Raw genomic sequence first — 17,396 nt, 5'->3', positions numbered from 1 at the left:
TCCCGGGAGGCGGATTTCGTTCGTCGTCTTTTTATTTCCATATTCCTCGTGTACTTCCTGGGCAAGTTTGGACTAGTCCTGGCCCTGTTCATCTTCCTGCCCACGATAATCCGCCTGCTCGAGGGAGGCACCGCCCCCAAGCGGCCGCCGGCCGTAAAGATGCCTCCAAGAAGGCAGGACATCAGAAGGGTTCTCCGTGAGGGCTTCATCTTTGAAGCACCTCCAGAGCTGAACGAAGGCGTCGAGGCCCTCCTCCGGATCGGAATGAGGAACGTCTCAAGCCGTCCCCTGACCGTCACGATAAGGCTGGACGAGCTTGCGGAGTATGGAAAGGCGTCCCCGGGAAGGATAGACCTCTCGCTAGCGCCTGGTGAGGTCAAATCAACCTTCGTGAGGTTCATTCCGCGGAAAGTCGGCGAGATAAAAGCCCGCGCAGGGCTGAAATCCGGAATCTACCTGGTGAGAGTTCCCTTAACGCTCAGGGTTAAGCCGCTCCCCAGGGGGGAACCCGAACCCCTGCCCTCGGGGCCCGGCGGGCTGGAGAAACTGCTATCGATGTACTCCTCGGTGGAGCCAATCGGTTCCGGCGGCTTTGCTATCGTCTACCGCGCCGTGAAACCGGACGGCTCGGTGGTAGCGCTTAAGGTTCCCCACAGCCTTTCCGAGGGAGCGGGAAGGCAGTTCCTTCACGAGGTTGCCGTCTGGAGCGGGCTGAGGCACAGGAACATAGTCCAGCTTTACGAGGCGAACATCGTTCCTGTGCCCTACATAGAGATGGAGTACTGCGAAGGCTCGCTGGGGAACATCAAGAAGCCCCTTTCCCCTGAGAGGGTGGCGGAGATAGCCTTTGACGTCTGCGAGGGCCTGAAGTACGCCCACGAGCGGGGAGTAATTCACAGGGACATAAAGCCGAGCAACGTCCTCCTGAAGGACGGCACGCCAAAGATAAGCGACTGGGGGCTCAGCAAGATTCTGACAGAGAGCAGAACAACCACAGCTACCTTCACCCCCCTCTACGCCGCTCCGGAGCAGATAAGCAAACGCTTCGGCAGAACCGATGAGAGGACCGATATATGGCAACTCGGCGTTCTCATGTACGAGCTCGCGACCGGAAGGGTGCCCTTCGACGGTGAGGACTTCGTCGAGGTCGCCGGAAAGATAACGATGGAGAATCCCGTTCCCCCAAGCGAGCTGAACCCCGATGCAAAGCCCCTCGAGCCGATAATAATGAGATGCCTTGCCAAGAGGAAGGAGGAGCGCTATCAGTCGGTTGCTGAGCTGCAGAGGGATCTGGCGGAGATTCTCGGTGGGAAGTACCGGAGGGAGCTTGAGAGGAGCACGGACTTTTCACGCTCGGCATACTACGCCGGCCAGCTGCTCCTCCTTCACCTGAGGCTCGGCGATGCCAAGGAGGTCCTCAAGTACGCTCTCTCCCTCAGGAGGTACGCCAGAGGAAAGGCTAGGGAGGAGCTGGAGGGCCTGATAAAGGGACTCGAAGCCAGGGTTGAGGAAGGCCTGCCAGTTCCGGGGGAGATAGTAGAGCGGGCGGAGGTTGTTGTTCACGCGATTAATGGAATTTAACTGCTCTGAGGGGGTGAATCGTTTGGACAAACTCGTGGCCAAGATAAACTGGTCCTTCAACCGCTGGAAAGGTTTCGACTGGGAAGCGTTTAGGAAAAAGTACGAATCCGGATTCGAGTTCGTCAGACAAACAGGCTACGCTCACGAGTGGTGGAACTTCTACGAGGGATTTTCGCCCGACAAGTACTACGGAGTTATCCTCAAAAGGCCCAAAAGATTCCATAGGGGAATTGTGCTCTTTGTGAGTATGAACCCTCTCGACGGCAGATGGTACTTCGTTGGATTTTACTGCGATGCCGTAAGGCCCCCGAGCGACGCCTCAACAGGGGTACCGGTCAGGAACCTCCTCCCCGATGAGGTTATACGGGACCTCGAGGAGCTCCTTAGAACCGCCGACTGGGAGGACAGGCATTTGGAATACATATCACGGGTTCTCTCCGGTGAGGAGTACCTAGGCACGCTCGTCGCCCCAAAGGAGTATTCCGCTTCGTTTCTGCCAGAGGCGTACGTGGAGGTCTTCCCTGAGGACTTAGGCGTTGGAAGGCTCGGGGGGCAGTGGAAGATAACCTACAAGATAACCGGCGCCCAGGTTCAAAGGCTCCTTGAGGAGGCCAAGAGAAGGCACGAGACGATTGGCGGGGAGGAAGCACGGCTCATAGTGAGCAGAATAAACAAGGCACTCGAAAGGTTGAAGGGCGGGCCAATTGTAGAGGAAAGAAAGCCTGGAGGAATGGCGCGGAGACTCATAAATTTCCCCGACACTTCCTCCGCGTTCCAGAGAGCTCACAGGGGAAGTGGAAACATCAAAGGTTTTCCGGTCGAGCTTCTCCCCCACTATGAGCCCCTTGAGTTCCTCGGCGAGGGCGGCTTTGCGAAAGTGTACAAGGCCAGAAGGAAAAAGGACGGAAAAATCGTCGCCCTCAAGATACCGAGGATAGACGAGAAGACGGGCAAGTTCTTCATTAAAGAGGTGGCGTCGTGGTATCAGCTCAATCATCCAAACATAGTGACCCTCTACGAAGCAAATGTCTATCCTCTCCCCTACATTGAAATGGAGTTCGTTGAGGGCGTTGAGGTCGATGGAGAGCTTTTCAGAGACCTCGGAGCTTATCCGAAGCCCGTTCCCGAGAGGGTGGCAATTAAACTAATCACGGGCATCGCCGAGGGTTTAGCCCACGCACACTCAAAGGGCATCTACCACCTCGACCTGAAGCCGCTCAACGTTCTCCTCAAGGCCGACCTGACACCCAAGATAACGGATTGGGGTTTAGCCAAGATAAGCGCGAGGAGCTCGCTGAGCATGCACTACGGATACTCCCCTCTCTACGCGGCCCCGGAGCAGCTCGATGAGGAGACCTACGGCGAGCCAGACGGAAGAACCGACATCTACCAGCTGGGCTTAATCTTCTACGAACTCCTCACCGGCGAGCTTCCGTATAAGGCCACCTCCCCCGGTGCTCTCGTCGGCAAAATCCTCTACACAAAGCCGAAGCCCGTCTCCGAGATTAAGGAAGAGCTCAAGAAGTTCGACGGAATGTTCGAGCGCCTGCTCGCGAAGAAGAAGGAGGAGCGCTACCAGAGCATCAAGGAGTTCCTCCAGGCCCTCGAATCCCTGGCGGAGCTGGAGAAGGAGAAAGGGGAGCTGATCAAAACCGGCCTGGCGTTGAGAAGAAGCCGCTCGCGGGAAGAGTTCGAGAGGCTGAAGATCGAGAGCGTCCGCAAGACCGCCAAGGTCGCGATTCTGGCGGCGAGGCTCAACGATAAGGCAGAACTGCTGGCGGCGCTGGACGACCTAAAGTTCTACACGAGGGAGAACCTCGACGATTTACTCAGCGCCATAGTCCAAGTAGAGATGTTGCTGAAGGAGGGGATTCCGATAGGTTCCGAAGTCGAGGAGAAGGTTAGGGCGCTAGTACTGAGGATCGAGAGGGAGGTGTCGAGGTGAGGTTGGAGTCACCTAACAGTCCACGTTTGAAAATTCGCAACCCCCGGGAGGTTTTGTTTTTCGGGGTTGATGTGGCACAATTCAAAAACAGGTGGTGATTGAAATGTCCGTCGATCTTTCCGGTCCCCTGATGTCAGCCTTTAGGAAGGCCAAGAAAGAGTTTGAGGAAGCGATAAAGAAGGGAGACAAGGAAACCGCCAGAAAAAAGGCTCTCGAATGCTCCAGGATACTGAAGCAGCTCGCGAAGTACGACGAGTTCAACCGCGAGAGCTACCTGCAGAAGGCCAAGAAGTGGGAAACCATAGCACGGGACGTTGAGGCCGGCCGCTACGGAGTAAAGAGGAAGCACAGGCCGATGAAGGAAGGTGGAAGCGGAAGGGAGGCCGGGACGGAGGACGGCGAGGAGGACAAGTTCAAGCAATACGTCGAGAACCTGATAACGAAGTCCAAGGTCAAGTGGAATGACATAGGCGGGCTGGAAGAGGTCAAGATGCTGATGATGGAAACGGTCGTCATCTCTGCCCTGCAGAGGCCCGAATCGATTCAGCCCTGGAAGGGTATCCTGCTCTTCGGCCCGCCGGGAACCGGCAAAACGCTACTCGCGAGCGCCGCGGCCGGAAGCCTGAACGCAACCTTCTTCAGCGTTAAGGCCAGCAACGTCCTCAGCAAGTACTTCGGAGAGTCCACCAAGATAATCTCGGCCCTCTACGAGGTTGCCAGGGAAAAGGCCCCGAGCATAGTCTTCATGGACGAGATAGACGCGTTGACGACCAGGCGCTCCGGTGACCAGAGCGAGGCCAGCAGGAGGATGCTCTCGACGCTCCTCACGGAGCTGGACGGCTTCCAGGACAAGAAGAGCGACATACTGGTCTTGACTTTGGCGGCGACCAACACCCCCTGGGACCTTGACGAGGCAGTTCTGTCGAGGTTCCCGCGCAGGATCTACGTCCCCCTGCCTGACGAGAAGGCCACAAAGGAGATAATCAAGATCAACACCCGCGGACTGGACATAAGCAGGCTCGACCTCGACGCGATAGCGGAGGAGAGTGTCAGGAGGCTCTACTCCGGAAGGGACCTCAAGAACCTCTGTCAGGAGGCGATATGGCACATGATACGCGAGGAGAACAGGGACCTTCACAAGCTGGCGGAACTGCCGTATGAGAAGCTCAGGAGGCGCTCCCTGAAGACCAGGCCGCTTGAGATGAGGGACTTCGAGGAGGCCTTCAAGAGGATCAAGTCCCCGCTGACGAGGAAGGAGATCGAGCGGTACGAGAAGTGGGCGGAGGAGTTTGGGGGATGAATGGTTCAATGACCATACACATTGGGAGGAGGTATACATTTTGAGTGTTACTGGTGTTGTCATCAACATTGTCTTAAGCACGATAATAGTGCTGTCCATGGCGTTAACGTTAAGAGACATAATGTGGCGAGACGACATAGGGCGCTTACGTAAGATTGTGTGGAGTTTCTTAGCACTGAATCCCATAGGAATAGCTGGGTACTGGGCATCTAAAAAGATGAATGTCATTCCTAAAACCAGAACGGAACACAAGAAAAATCGGAAAACAAATCAACTCTACATCCGCAGTATACTCCCCGGCTTCCCGCCCGAGCTCCTCGACAAGTACGAGCCCCTTGAGTTCCTCGGCGAGGGCGGTTTTGCAAAAGTGTTCAAAGTGAGGAGAAAATCGGACGGCAAAGTCATGGCCCTCAAGGTCTCCCGTCTGGACGAGAAGGCCAAGAAGTTCTTCCTCAAGGAGGTCAGGGCCTGGCGCCTCCTTGATCACCCGAACATCGTCAAGCTCTACAACACCTTCGACGAGCCTCTACCCTACCTCGAGATCGAATTCGTTGACGGAATCCAGCTTAACGGCGAGGTCATAAGGGACCTAGGAAAGTACCCGAAGCCCGTCGATGAGGAGAAGGCGCTCCACTTCATCAGGGGCATTGCCGAGGGCCTCAAGCACGCCCACGCAAAACAGGTCTTCCATAGGGATCTGAAGCCCCAGAACGTCCTGATAACGAGCAATTTAACCCCGAAGATAACTGACTGGGGATTGGCTAAAGTCGGTGCCATATCAACGACCGCGACAACCACGAAGGGATTAACCCTCCTCTACGCGGCCCCGGAACAGCTCGATGACGAGACCTACGGCCACACCGATGCCAGAACAGACATCTACCAGCTCGGCCTGATATTCTACGAGCTCCTCACAGGGAAACTTCCATATCAGGGAACTTCTCCAGCGGTGGTCATGGCCAAGGTGATAAACCCGGCAGTAAAACCCAAACCGCCGAGCCACTTCAACAAGGCTCTGGCTAAATACGACGGCATCTTCGAGAAGCTCCTCGCGAAGAGGAAGGAGGAGCGCTACCAGAGCGTTGAGGAGTTCCTCCGTGATCTTGAGCTGATGAAGAAGCTCGACGGGGAGAGAAATAAGCTGGCGAAAGAAATCGAGAAGACCAAAACCACGATGAGCATGACAATCGACAGCAGGGAGCTTAAGAAGCTTATGCGCCAGCTGGTGGAACAGCTGAGCAGGAACGCTTTACTCCACGCTCAGCTCAACGACAAGGCTGGCCTGATCAACGCGCTCGAAGATTTGAAGGCATTCTCAAGGAACCATAGGGAGGAGCTCGAGGGCGCGATAGGCCAGTTCGAGCTGATGATGCGGGAGAGTGTGCCGATAAGCAAGTCCACGCTGGACGAGCTGAAAATCCTACTCCACAAGGTGCAAAGGGAGGTGGAGGGGTGATGGAGGTAAATGGAGATACCGATGTTCTTTTTCTCCCATTTGCGGCCGCCATAAGCCACGTTGGGGAAAGATACAACAACGAGGATAACTTCTTAATCCTGAAACTGCCTGACTCATACCTCCTGGCGGTGGCCGATGGGGTTGGGGGTCATAGTTCCGGCGAGGTGGCTTCCAGGATTGCAATTGAGGTTCTGAAAGAGACGCTTCTCCAGGAGTACGAACCTGGCGCTCCAGGGTATCTCACCTTGATAACGCTCAGGAAAGCGTACGAGCTGGCACACTCCAGAATATTGGAGAACGCCACAGGAGAGAGGAAGGGAATGGGGACAACCCTTGTGTCCGCCCTCGTTTCCCCAGGAAGGGTTCTCATAGCCAACACTGGGGACAGCAGAGCGTACCTGATAAGGAATGGAAAAATCATCACCAGGACGAAGGACCACTCACTCGTCCAGGAGCTCGTTGATAAAGGTGAGATAACCCCTGATGAAGCGAGGAGGCACCCGATGCGGAACATCATAACGAGGGCCCTCGGGGCCAAGTTTGAGGTTGATTTCTACGAATGGAAGCTGAGGCACGGGGACGTTCTTCTGCTCAGCTCCGACGGACTGCACGACTACGTGGCCGAGGGCAGGATAGTGGGGATAGCCTCGCAGGGCAGGAGCGCGGAGGAGATAGCGAAAAAGCTGATTGAAGAGGCCCTGCCGGTCACAAGGGACAACGTGACGGTCATGGTTTGGAGGTGGTAAAAACGCCCAAAAACATCTTATCCTTCAACACTGTAATCGGATAGGTGGTAGCGTGAACAGTACATTTCCAAAAATACCGGGCTTTAGAGAAACATTCCGAGTATTAAAGTTTGGTCATAATAGAGGATAGATAAGTACGAAAAGCGGGCGGGGGAGTTCGGAAGATGAAGAATCAACTGCAATGGCTCTACTCCATTTTGGCAGTTGTTGTATTTATCGCAGATAACCAGTGGGCCATACTTATGACGTTGATACAAATAGCCCCGTCCCATGCAACTTTTCTGGCCCTGGCCATGGTGGGGACTATATTGCTTAATGTCTTCGCCACTATGAAGCCGGAGGCACCGGTAATGAGAGGGTGTGAACGGGTGGTATCCATGAAGTGGAGGACGGCGTTCATCATCGGGATCGTTTTGATATCGCTCCTGGGAACGGCTCACGCGGAGGCCTCTGCACCGCAGATAACCCCGGAATGGACGTACACAGTGAACACCGAGGTCTACGCGATCAAGGTGGGGCCGAACGGCCAGTACGTGGTTGCCGGAGGCAAGAACGGAAGGATATACTACTTCAGCTGGGACGGAAGGCCGATATGGGACTACCTGACTGGAGGCTTCATAGCGTCCCTCGACATAGCCAAGGACGGTAAGAACATCGTGGCCGCGGTTGGCTACGACACGAACAGGGACGGTTCTCCAGAGTACGGGAAGATAATCTACCTGGACGACAGGAAGCACGTGCTCTGGACCTACACCTCGCAGACCAAGGAGTTCTTCTCTTCGGTGTCCGCGGGCCAGGACAGGATATACGTTGGTAGTGAGGGGAAGATCATACGTTTCAGCTACACCGGCTCCAGAATAGCCACCAACCTCGTGGGCGTTGATCTGCCTGAGGTCGATGCCTACGGAAACTACCTGGCGGTGTCGCACTCCCCCTGGTTCTACAGGAGGGACGACAACGAGTACAGCAAGCTCTTCCTCTTCTCCGGGACGTTCCTGAAGTCCACCAGGGAGTTCGATGATGCGGTCGTGGGCACGGCAATATCGGAGAAGTACTACGCCGCCGTGACCGGGCTCCACCTCGATCCCAGCGGGAAGTGGACCGGCTCCGGGAACTACTACGCCTACCTCTACCGGCTCTCGGGGGAGTTCGTGTGGAGGTACAAGCTGGACGCGCCTGCCTTCGACGTTGATATCACCCCCTCAGGCAACATCATAGCAGTGGGCGACACGGGAGGAAACGTCTACGTTTTCAACGAGAACGGCTACCTCCTCTGGAAGGGCAACGTGGGTTCTCCAGTCTACGCCGTGGCGCTCTCTCAGGACGGGAACTACCTGGCGGTTGGAACCAAGGACGGCACGGTTGCACTGTTCAGGGTTCCGGGAGTGATCCAGATACTGACCGACCCCAGCGATGCCCAGGTGTACCTGATGGAGAACGGGGAGTACACCAGGATAGGAAAAACTCCAGTAGCCTTCGCAGTTCTCCCGGGAACCTACGCGGTAAAGGTCGCAAAGGAGTACTACCACACGAAGGTCGTTGAGGTGAGCGTTTCCCCGGGCGATGTCGTCAAAGAGTACATTTCCCTGCCCCTGGCCAACGGCACGATAAACGTCTACTCCAACGTCGATGGCGCCCAGGTGGTCATAGACGGCATACCCGTGGGCAAAACGCCCCTTCTAAACTACACGATTCCCGCCGGGGACCATAACGTCACGGTGAGGGCCAACGGATTCTGCGGGGATTACAGGGAAGAGGTGTCAATAAACTCACCCACACCCGTGGCGGTGACGGCCCGCCTGGAGCCCTGTCCAGCGAAGCTCGAGATAAACGAACCCTCAGGGGCAGAAGTTTACGTGGACGGGGCCTACTACGGAACCGCACCAACATCGATCTCTATCCAGCCCGGTAGCTACGAGGTGGTACTCAAAAAGGAGGGAAGGAAGGACTACACCACCACGGTCTCGCTGGGCCCCGGGGAGACCAGGGAGCTGCTACCGAACATGCAGGTGGATCCGGTTTACTACGGAGTCAGGGCGGCGGCTGGCATAGCCGTTCTAATAGTCCTGCTCCTTCTGGTAAAGGCGTACAGGGGATACCGCTTCAGGACAAGCTACAAGGAACTGCTCGCAATGATAGATTCAGCGAAGAGGAAAAACGTCCCGGAGGAGGCAGGTGAGATACTGGAGGTCCTGGAGGGGAAGAGAAAGGCCGTGGAAGAGGCATACCACAGGAGAGACAGGAAGGGCCTCGAAAGACTCAGGAAGGAGATTGCCGCGGAGGTCCAGCGCGTCATAGAGCTCAGCGGCCAGTACCGGAACATGAAAGAGAGGATCAGCAGGGACATCATGAGCCTGCTGAACCAGCCGACCGCAGGAGGGCCTTCAGAGGGGGAGGGAGGCAATGAAGAGTGATGCCGTCCCCCTTTGGGGAAATAACAACGTTAATAAGCACTTTGCATTAATAAAAGCGGGTGTTATGCCCCGCGTTGGGGGTGTTGGGGTTGGGCAGGATAGCTGACCTGAGGGAGATCGAGTCATATCTCCCGAAAATCTCAAATTATATGACGCTCGGATTACCCGGCTCGAACATCGAGCAGGCTAAGGATTACCTTCAGAACGCTCTAAACGCGTTGAGCACCGATGACACCGGAACCGCGCTTGAAATGGTTAAGAGGGCCCTTATAGCGGCCCTTCCAGATAGGGATTTCCTCCTCAGCAACGCCCTCAGGCTGAGGCACGATGGAGAAAAGCTGCTCAAGGCGAGGAACTTTGAGGAGGCCATATCAAAGTTCACGGAGTCGCTGGAGAAGTACCGCCAGGCCCTCACGGTTCTGGAGGTGGAGGAGGGCGACCGGGAGGAGCTGATCCAGAAGCTCAGGAACACCATAGAGACCACTGAAAACCTCAGGAAGATAGCCAACTTCAGGAGGATATACCAGAAAATAAAGAACGCCCAGACCGAGCAGGAGCTCTGGGAGGCGATAAGGGAGCTCGAAACCGTTGAGGTTCCGATGGAGGACGACAGGTTCGATGCCCTCATAGTTGCCCACAGGAAGATAATAATGCTCCAGCTCCAGGCGGTAGCGGACATGATGATAGAGGCCGCCGAGATGTACAGGAAGGAGGACTGGTTCTCCGCTAAGAAGAGCCTCGAGAGCGCGAAGAAGGTCCTGGAGAACCTCCTGGAGATGGCGAAGAAGCACGACCTGGTAGAGGAAGTCGCAATGATAAACGAGCTGATAAAGGCCTGCGACAGCAACCTCTACGGAATCACCGAACTCCTCTACACCGGAGAGGTCCCCAAGGGCTGGCGCCTCCAGATTCCGGACAAGAACAGCTTCGTTCTCCAGGAGGAAGTCGTCGAGGAGGAGACCTTCGACTTGTCGGTGAACTTTGAGACGAGGCTGGAGCAGATAAAGGAGAGGTATCGGATAATACGGACCATCGGAGAGGGTGCGTTCTCATACGTTTACGAGGCCAAGAACCCACAGGGACACAAGGTAGCCCTCAAGGTGCTCAAATACTTGGACAAAGAATCCACCTCCTCGTTCATGCGCGAGTTCGCGGCGGCCCAAAAGCTCGACCACGAGAACATCGTCAAGGTCCACCGCGCCGACCCGAGGCTCGGCTTCCTCGAGATGGAGCTGGCCAGCAGTAACCTGGAGGAAGTCAAGAAACCGGTAAGTCCATCGGTGGCCGGAAGGGTAATATTCGAGATCGGCCGTGCCCTCCACCACGCCCACTCCCAGAAGATATACCACAGGGACATAAAGCCGAGCAACATACTCATATTCGGAAGCCTGGAGAGGGTTAAACTCGGAGACTGGGGTCTCGCGAGGCTTGCGTCGAAGGCCACCAGGAAATCCTCTCTCGTCAGGCACAAGACCATACTCTACTCCTCCCCCGAGCAGATAAAGGACCCTGAGCACATCGACCACAGGAGCGACATCTTCCAGCTCGGCATCGTCTTCTACGAGATACTGACCGGCAAGCACCCCTTCACGGCCGAGTACGAGGGAACCATCATCAACAACATACTGAACAAGACCCCCGAGCCTCCCTCATACCTCAACCCTGAGGCGAGGGTCTTTGATGAGATAGTGATGAAGATGCTCGAAAAGGACCCGGAGAAGCGCTACCAGACGGTAAGGGAGCTGCAGAACGACATCAAGGAAGTTTTGATACGCATGGGAGTCCATATCAAGGACAGCGTCAGCTCAAGGGAGAGGACGAAGATTCTCGCGGAGAACGCCTACCTGCGCATCAAGGCGATAGTGGACGGCTTCGCCCAGGAAGTCTCATCGGAGCTCGCGAAGCTCGCCGCCGATCTCGACGCGCTCTACCACGAAACCGGCCACCCGGAGCTGAGGGACCTGCACGCCCAGGTATCACTCATGGCCTCCGAAAACGCCCGACCAACAGAGGACACCTTCAGGAAGGTGGAAACCGTGCTGAAAAAATGGATGTGAGGGATTGAGATGGTTAGCCTGCGGCGTGTTGTTTCAATACTCCTCCTCATCATTATGGTGCTCAGCGTGCCTGTGACTGCCGCGGACACCGGACAGACGACCCAGGATTCAACCCAGCAAGCTTCAAGCGATGTGGAAGGGATTAACAAGGACATAGACCTTGCCAACCAGACTCTGAAAACCCTGAACGAGAACAAAGAGGCCCTGGACGTGCCCCCGGAGGAGATCAAAAAGCTGAACCAGAGCATAACCACTGCAAAAGAACAGCTGAACAACGGGGATTCAGAGGGCGCCAACGCGACCCTGATAAACGGCTTCTGGAACCCCCTCGCGGAACTGCTGACGAACATCACGACGGACCTCAATACAGAGTACACCCAGCTTTCAAAGGACGCCAAAGCGTGCAGCGATAAAACAGCGGCCGAGGAGATCAAAAGCGACCTCAATGGGGTAAAATCGCTCCTTGATCGGGCGAGAGAGCTGATAAATGAAGGTAGCAAGGATCACTCAAAATTCGCAGATGCCATAACCACACTCCTGGAGGCGAGGAAAAAGCTGGACACTGCAAAGGGAGAGACCGAAAAGTGCCTGGTCCCGCTGGAAGAGGTGGAGGGGAAGATTGACTCCGCCGAAAGCGCGCTCCGGGCAATCAAGGACAACAGGGAGTTCCTCAACGTGGATAATAAGACCATAACCGACCTCGAGAGCGAGATCGAGAAGGCGAGAGCCCAGCTGGAGGCCGGGAACGTTTCCGAGGCAAACGCGACGATAAGTGAGGTCATGAGCCGCATGAGGGAAATAATCCAGGCCAAGCTCGACGCCCTCAGCGAAAAATACCGCGAGTACGATGACTATTTCAAGAAGTACTGCACCGGAACGACCGACCAGAAAACCCTTGAGGAGGCTCTAAAAACCGTCAATCAGCAGCTGGCGATAGCGAAGGAGAACCTGTCCGGAAACAGGATGCCCGAGGCGGTTTCACACCTGAAATCCGCCAGTGGCACCCTGGAAAACGTCAAAAAGCCCCTCGCGGAGTGCCTCGTTGGAAAGGCTGACGAGACAGTTAAGAACATAACGGTCAAGTACAACGCACTTCCACAGGATTACTACGACGTAATCATCAAACCCCTCGAATCCAAGCTCAAGAAGGCCAAGACAGCGCTCTCAGGGGGCGATTACGATAACGCCATCTCGCTGGCCGTTGAAGTGATCAACAACGGCGATTTCAAGGTCATCAGGGAGAGGATCCTGGAGCAGATGATGGCAAGGCTCGGCGTTAAGGAAATCAACATGACCGAGGAGAATCTCAATGACCTGGAGAAGAGGTACGAGCAGGTTCAGAAAAGACTCCAGGAGGCCAGAAAGAAGAAGCCAGCCATATCAATCATAAGCGCGGACGACAAGCTCAAGCGAGCGGAGGAGGAGCTGAACAAGGTCAATGCAGCCCTGATGATCATAAGAGCGTACCTCAAAGCCCAGAACGCCCAGGGGGCGGAGGACCTCCTAGGCGCCGTGAACGAGTTCAACTCGGCCCTGTCGGCTTCCGGTGGGGCCGAGAGTTACATCGTTGCGAGCGTGGCCCAGGTGGAGAGCCTGCTGAACGACGCCAGCAAGTCGATTGATGACGCGGAGAGCAGCTACACTTGGAATACGGTTCTCCTGGCGGTGATTGCGTTGCTCCTCCTGGCTGGCCTGGGCTACGGAGGATACATTGGATACACCAAGTACCAGGACAAGAAGCGCGTGGACGAGGCCCGGGAGGCCGTGGAAACGATGGAGGATATCATCGAAAGCCTCCGGAGCGAGCTCGCCTCCCTCAACCTTCTGGAGGACAAAGGGGTTAAAAAGAAGTTGGACGAGATGGGAAGGCTCGTGAGCGAAGCCCGGGCCGCGTTCGAAAGGGGCGACTACAGGAGGCCCATCGTCCTGAAGGAGAAGTTCGTGTCCGAGTACGACAGGCTCAAGCTCAGAATAGCACCCTACAAGCAGACCCTCGGCGTGGACGTGACCAAGCACGTGGCGGCCAAGAGCTACATAGGACGCAGGCAGAACAACGAGGACGCATACATTGTCGAGAAGATAGGGGGCAACATACTCCTGGCTGTTGCCGATGGCATGGGAGGACACCTCGCCGGCGAGGTTGCGAGCAGGAAGGCGATTGAGATACTCAAGGAGACCCTGGAGAACAACAAGTTCGAGGATCCCGAGGAGGTGTTCAGGAAGGCCATTCAGAGAGCCAACGAGGTAATCTACCAGATGGGACACGACCCGGCGCACCCGGAGTGGTACAACATGGGGACCACGCTGACGGCAGCCATAGTCAGGGGCAACGAGGCCACCATCGCCAACATAGGTGACAGCAGGACGTACCTGATACGGCCAGACGGAAGCATAAAGAGGCTGACCAAGGATCACTCGCTCGTCCAGGAGCTCATAGACAAGGGCGAGATAACGCCCGAGGAGGCCAGGAAGCACCCGCAGAAGAACGTCATAACCAAGGCCCTCGGCATTTCCCAGACCATAAACATAGACAGGAACGACATAAAGAAGGTGAGCCTGCAGAAGGGTGACCACCTGCTCCTGTGCTCCGACGGCCTCAGCGATGCTCTGCCGGATAGCGAGATCGCCAGAACCGTCCTCGCCGCCCCGTCCCTCGAGGAGGCCGTGAAGATACTCGTGGAAAAGGCCTACGGTTACGGAAGCGACGACAACATAACGGTGGTCCTCTACCGCCACTGAGGGGTGCCGGTATGGGCATTTTTTCCTCCATTTTACCGTCAAAGGAAGAGAAAAGGCTCCGGGAGCTGAGGGGGCGCCTCGATTCTCTGAAGGACAGGGTTCCAGAGGAGGGCAAAGAGGGTCTCAGAGGGGCGTTGGCACTCATTCAACACGCCGGGAAGCTCATCAGGAGGGGCGACAAGGAAGGAGCCTCAAAGGCCCTCGAAAGCATCGAGGTGGAGATCTCGCGGCTTGAGGTTCTGGTCGGAGAGTACATAGCACTGAAAAAAACCGTCACGGGCGCAATATCAGAGCTCCTGGAAACTCCAGGCCTCAGGGAAGTGGCAGTGCCTGCTCCACATTCCTCGATCGGGAACACACGGCAAAAAGGTGGAAACGATGGGAAAACCCAGGTTCTGAGATACATAGACCACGCCCGCAGGAATCACGTCGCTGTGCTGCTCGATGAGTCGCTCAGACCGGTGGCAACGGACAGCGTGGTTTCGATGGTGATGAAGCTCAACACCCAGCCCATTGGAGGGAAGGTCCTGATAGTGCCCACCGTTGTGACGGACGTCCTCGTTGAGCTGGCAAAGAGGAGGGGCATCGAGACCGTGATCGGAAGGGAGGTCGAGGCCCGGGTCACCAGGACGGGAGGGGTTCGCGTTCTGACCTTCGATTCGTACCTCGGCGGACACTAGCCCCAACACCGCGGTGATGGTCATGAGGAAGGGCGCACTGGTGCTGTTGATCCTGCTTTTACCCCTGTTTCTCCCAAGGGCTTTTTCAGAGACCACGATGGAAGAGTGGTACAAGGTCGGGGACTCCCTGATAGTGAGGAACACGTACACGGGGGAGAACCTCTACAGGATAAAGATCTACGACGTGGACCTCCTCAACGAGAAGGTGATATTCGAGTTTCAGGCCCTGCCGGACGGGAGTCCAGTAATGTACACCGTCCTCCTAAACGAGAGGCTTTACGGGGATCTCTCCCACGGTTTCGACGTGGAGCCACTCGACGTGTTCATGGGGATTTCAGGAGACGTGTCAGTCAGGCTGCGCTTTTACCTTGACGACGGCTATACAGTGGTTAGCGACACGGCCACCCTGAGGGTATCCTCGGACCCCAGCGATGCGGCCGTTTATATAGACGGGGAATACCGCGGAAAAACGCCCCTTACCGTCAGGCTCCCCTCGGGGCGCCACGACGTAGTGATAATGAAGGAGGGCTACCGGCCATACAACACGACCGTCGTGCTTGAGACCGGGGAGTACAGGACGATATACGCCAGCCTGGACAAGATCGTGGGAAAGCTCAGGGTGGAATCCACCCCCTCGAACGCCAAGGTTTACCTGGACGGGGACTACATAGGGAGAACTCCCCTGACCCAGGAGCTTTCCCCCGGCACCTACCGGATAAAGCTCCTCCTGGACGGCTATTTTGAGTACTCGACGACGGTCACCGTCAGGGACAACGAGACGAAGGTTATCTCAGCCGCTCTGAAGCCGAAGCCGGGAACGCTCGGTGTAACCTCTGAACCCGCTGGAGCGAAGGTGTACGTAAACGGAACGTACATTGGAACCACGCCAGTGCAGGGGTACAGTCTGAGCCCGGGGATTTACCGGGTGAAGGTAACGATGACTGATTATCAGGCGTACGAGAAGGTGATAACCGTAGAACCCGGGCAGGAGTACCGGATAAGCGCCCGGCTCACCCCCTCGTGGGGAGTTTTGAAGGTGAACTCAAACCCCTCCGGGGCCGAGGTATACATAAACGGCGATGCCGCTGGAAAGACGCCCCTCGAACTCAAGCTCGACCCGGGAACCTACACCGTCAGGCTGTCCATAGAAGGATACGAAGATTACGAGGACAGCATAGAGGTGAGAGCAGGTGAAACTGCAGAAGTTTCCGCGAATCTTGATCCCATCGGATACCTGACTGTGCTGTCTGAACCAAGCGGGGCGGAGGTATATCTCGGCGACACGTACATAGGAAACACTCCCCTAACCGGGTACAAGGTGAGGGCGGGAACGTACTGGGTAACGATAAAGAAGGAAGGATATGACGTTTACAAAACACTCGTTGAAGTTGGGGCCGGGGAAACGAAGGAAATCAAAGGGGAACTAACCCCCCGGGAGACGGCGGAGGAAACCGCTGAAGCAGGAGAGGGGAGTGAAGCCACCGTCAGCCCCAGCTACCAGAGCATCGCTGGGGAGTCACCCCTCGGCCCGTACACCATCGGCGCCGCGGTTTTAATCCTCGGCGTAGCCGTCGCGGTAAAGTTTCGCAGAAAACCGAACGAGGTAAAGCTCCTGGAGAAGGAATTCCGCTCAATAGACCCATCTAAACTCCCAGAGGAGGCAAGGACGATATACGACGAGGTTTCCAGTTCATTGAAAGCTCTCAAAAGCAGCAAAGGGAAAGACAGGGAGCGGGCGGTCAGGGATTTCAGGACGAAGTTTGAGGAGCTGAGAAGGGTAATGGAGGAGTACCGGAAACTTAAGGGGAACATCGAGAGGGAGGTAAGAAAGATGCTCTCCCAGGGGGTACCCGGGCGGGAGGTTGAATGATGCCGTTTGTGGAAAGTTACAGGTGCTGGGAGGACTGAAAGATGGTGAAGTTCTGGAAGTCCAAAGAGGAGAAGGAAATTGAGCGCAAGGTTCGAATGAGGAAGGCCAAGATGGCGCTGAAGCAGTACATAAACAACCTCGAAAACCTAAAGCGCAAGATATTCCTTCAGGGCAAGGAAGCGGCGAAACTGGGGGACGAGGCGTTGCTCAGGAGGAGCGCCATGAAGTACCTGGCGCTCGAAGAAAGGATAAAGCAGGCGAAGAGGCTGCTCCTCCTCATGGAGGAGGCGGAGATTCAGAGGGAGCTGGTGAAGGTTTCGGCGAACTTCATTCAGTTCAGCCGGGACATAGTTGAGAGCATAGCCGAAGGGCCAGGGGCGGAGGACGTTGCTAAGATGCAGGTGGAGTTTGAGAAGGCTATGACAAAGGTAGAGGGTCTTGACGAGGCGCTCGGCACGATGCTTGACCTGACGAGTGAAAGCATTCTGACGGGGGATTTCGACGCCGAGACCATCGAAGAGGCAGCATCGCTCTTTGAGGCCTCCGCATCTTCGGATCTCGAGCCGAAGAGCAGGCTGAAGCAGATAGAGGACATGATGAGGGGTTGA

The 17,396-nt window shown here is 56.0% G+C and carries 11 protein-coding genes; all 11 read left to right on the top strand.

Going from position 1 to position 17,396, the window contains the following annotated elements; translation table 11 throughout:
• Positions 1 to 48 precede the first annotated feature (48 nt).
• Positions 49 to 1,581: a serine/threonine-protein kinase gene (locus CL1_RS08925; protein WP_237266244.1), complete on the top strand. Its 1,533-nt coding sequence runs from the start codon at positions 49 to 51 to the stop codon at positions 1,579 to 1,581.
• 22 nt (positions 1,582 to 1,603) lie between these two features.
• Positions 1,604 to 3,526: a serine/threonine-protein kinase gene (locus tag CL1_RS08920; protein WP_014789554.1), complete on the top strand. Its 1,923-nt coding sequence runs from the start codon at positions 1,604 to 1,606 to the stop codon at positions 3,524 to 3,526.
• A gap of 103 nt (positions 3,527 to 3,629) precedes the next feature.
• Positions 3,630 to 4,826 carry an ATP-binding protein gene (locus CL1_RS08915; RefSeq protein WP_014789553.1) on the top strand — a complete coding sequence of 399 codons (1,197 nt, stop codon included), beginning with the start codon at positions 3,630 to 3,632 and terminating at the stop codon, positions 4,824 to 4,826.
• A gap of 97 nt (positions 4,827 to 4,923) precedes the next feature.
• On the top strand, positions 4,924 to 6,282 hold the full coding sequence (locus CL1_RS08910; RefSeq protein ID WP_394295200.1) for a serine/threonine protein kinase: 1,359 nt from the start codon (positions 4,924 to 4,926) through the stop codon (positions 6,280 to 6,282).
• On the top strand, positions 6,282 to 7,028 hold the full coding sequence (locus tag CL1_RS08905) for a PP2C family protein-serine/threonine phosphatase (protein WP_014789551.1): 747 nt from the start codon (positions 6,282 to 6,284) through the stop codon (positions 7,026 to 7,028). The genes CL1_RS08910 and CL1_RS08905 overlap by 1 nt, the downstream gene beginning before the upstream one ends.
• 377 nt (positions 7,029 to 7,405) lie before the next feature.
• Positions 7,406 to 9,442 (top strand): PEGA domain-containing protein, encoded by a 2,037-nt coding sequence (locus CL1_RS08900; protein ID WP_014789550.1) that lies wholly within the window; start codon positions 7,406 to 7,408, stop codon positions 9,440 to 9,442.
• A gap of 89 nt (positions 9,443 to 9,531) precedes the next feature.
• On the top strand, positions 9,532 to 11,499 hold the full coding sequence (locus tag CL1_RS08895; RefSeq protein ID WP_014789549.1) for a serine/threonine protein kinase: 1,968 nt from the start codon (positions 9,532 to 9,534) through the stop codon (positions 11,497 to 11,499).
• Positions 11,500 to 11,508: 9 nt separating this feature from the next.
• Positions 11,509 to 14,238 (top strand): Stp1/IreP family PP2C-type Ser/Thr phosphatase, encoded by a 2,730-nt coding sequence (locus CL1_RS08890; protein WP_014789548.1) that lies wholly within the window; start codon positions 11,509 to 11,511, stop codon positions 14,236 to 14,238.
• Positions 14,239 to 14,249: 11 nt separating this feature from the next.
• Positions 14,250 to 14,918 carry a hypothetical protein gene (locus CL1_RS08885; RefSeq protein WP_014789547.1) on the top strand — a complete coding sequence of 223 codons (669 nt, stop codon included), beginning with the start codon at positions 14,250 to 14,252 and terminating at the stop codon, positions 14,916 to 14,918.
• A gap of 16 nt (positions 14,919 to 14,934) precedes the next feature.
• A complete protein-coding gene (locus CL1_RS08880) occupies positions 14,935 to 16,788 on the top strand; it encodes a PEGA domain-containing protein (protein WP_237266242.1) in 1,854 nt (617 codons plus the stop codon).
• A 41-nt stretch (positions 16,789 to 16,829) separates the two neighbouring features.
• The gene (locus tag CL1_RS08875; RefSeq protein WP_014789545.1) at positions 16,830 to 17,396 is read left to right on the top strand and encodes a hypothetical protein; all 567 of its coding nucleotides are present in this window, start codon (positions 16,830 to 16,832) and stop codon (positions 17,394 to 17,396) included.

Source organism: Thermococcus cleftensis (assembly GCF_000265525.1).
GTDB lineage: Archaea > Methanobacteriota_B > Thermococci > Thermococcales > Thermococcaceae > Thermococcus > Thermococcus cleftensis.
The sequence above is the reverse complement of the archived record's forward strand: the minus strand, read 5'-3'. Positions and strand labels throughout refer to the sequence as shown.

Bases quoted from the DNA above. Each gene is read 5' to 3' on its own strand.
- CL1_RS08905 (WP_014789551.1), top strand. From the start codon at position 6,282: ATGGAGGTAAATGGAGATACCGATGTTCTTTTTCTCCCATTTGCGGCC.
- CL1_RS08880 (WP_237266242.1), top strand. From the start codon at position 14,935: ATGGTCATGAGGAAGGGCGCACTGGTGCTGTTGATCCTGCTTTTACCC.
- CL1_RS08885 (WP_014789547.1), top strand. From the start codon at position 14,250: ATGGGCATTTTTTCCTCCATTTTACCGTCAAAGGAAGAGAAAAGGCTC.
- CL1_RS08875 (WP_014789545.1), top strand. From the start codon at position 16,830: ATGGTGAAGTTCTGGAAGTCCAAAGAGGAGAAGGAAATTGAGCGCAAG.
- CL1_RS08910 (WP_394295200.1), top strand. From the start codon at position 4,924: ATGGCGTTAACGTTAAGAGACATAATGTGGCGAGACGACATAGGGCGC.
- CL1_RS08915 (WP_014789553.1), top strand. From the start codon at position 3,630: ATGTCCGTCGATCTTTCCGGTCCCCTGATGTCAGCCTTTAGGAAGGCC.
- CL1_RS08890 (WP_014789548.1), top strand. From the start codon at position 11,509: ATGGTTAGCCTGCGGCGTGTTGTTTCAATACTCCTCCTCATCATTATG.
- CL1_RS08900 (WP_014789550.1), top strand. From the start codon at position 7,406: ATGAAGTGGAGGACGGCGTTCATCATCGGGATCGTTTTGATATCGCTC.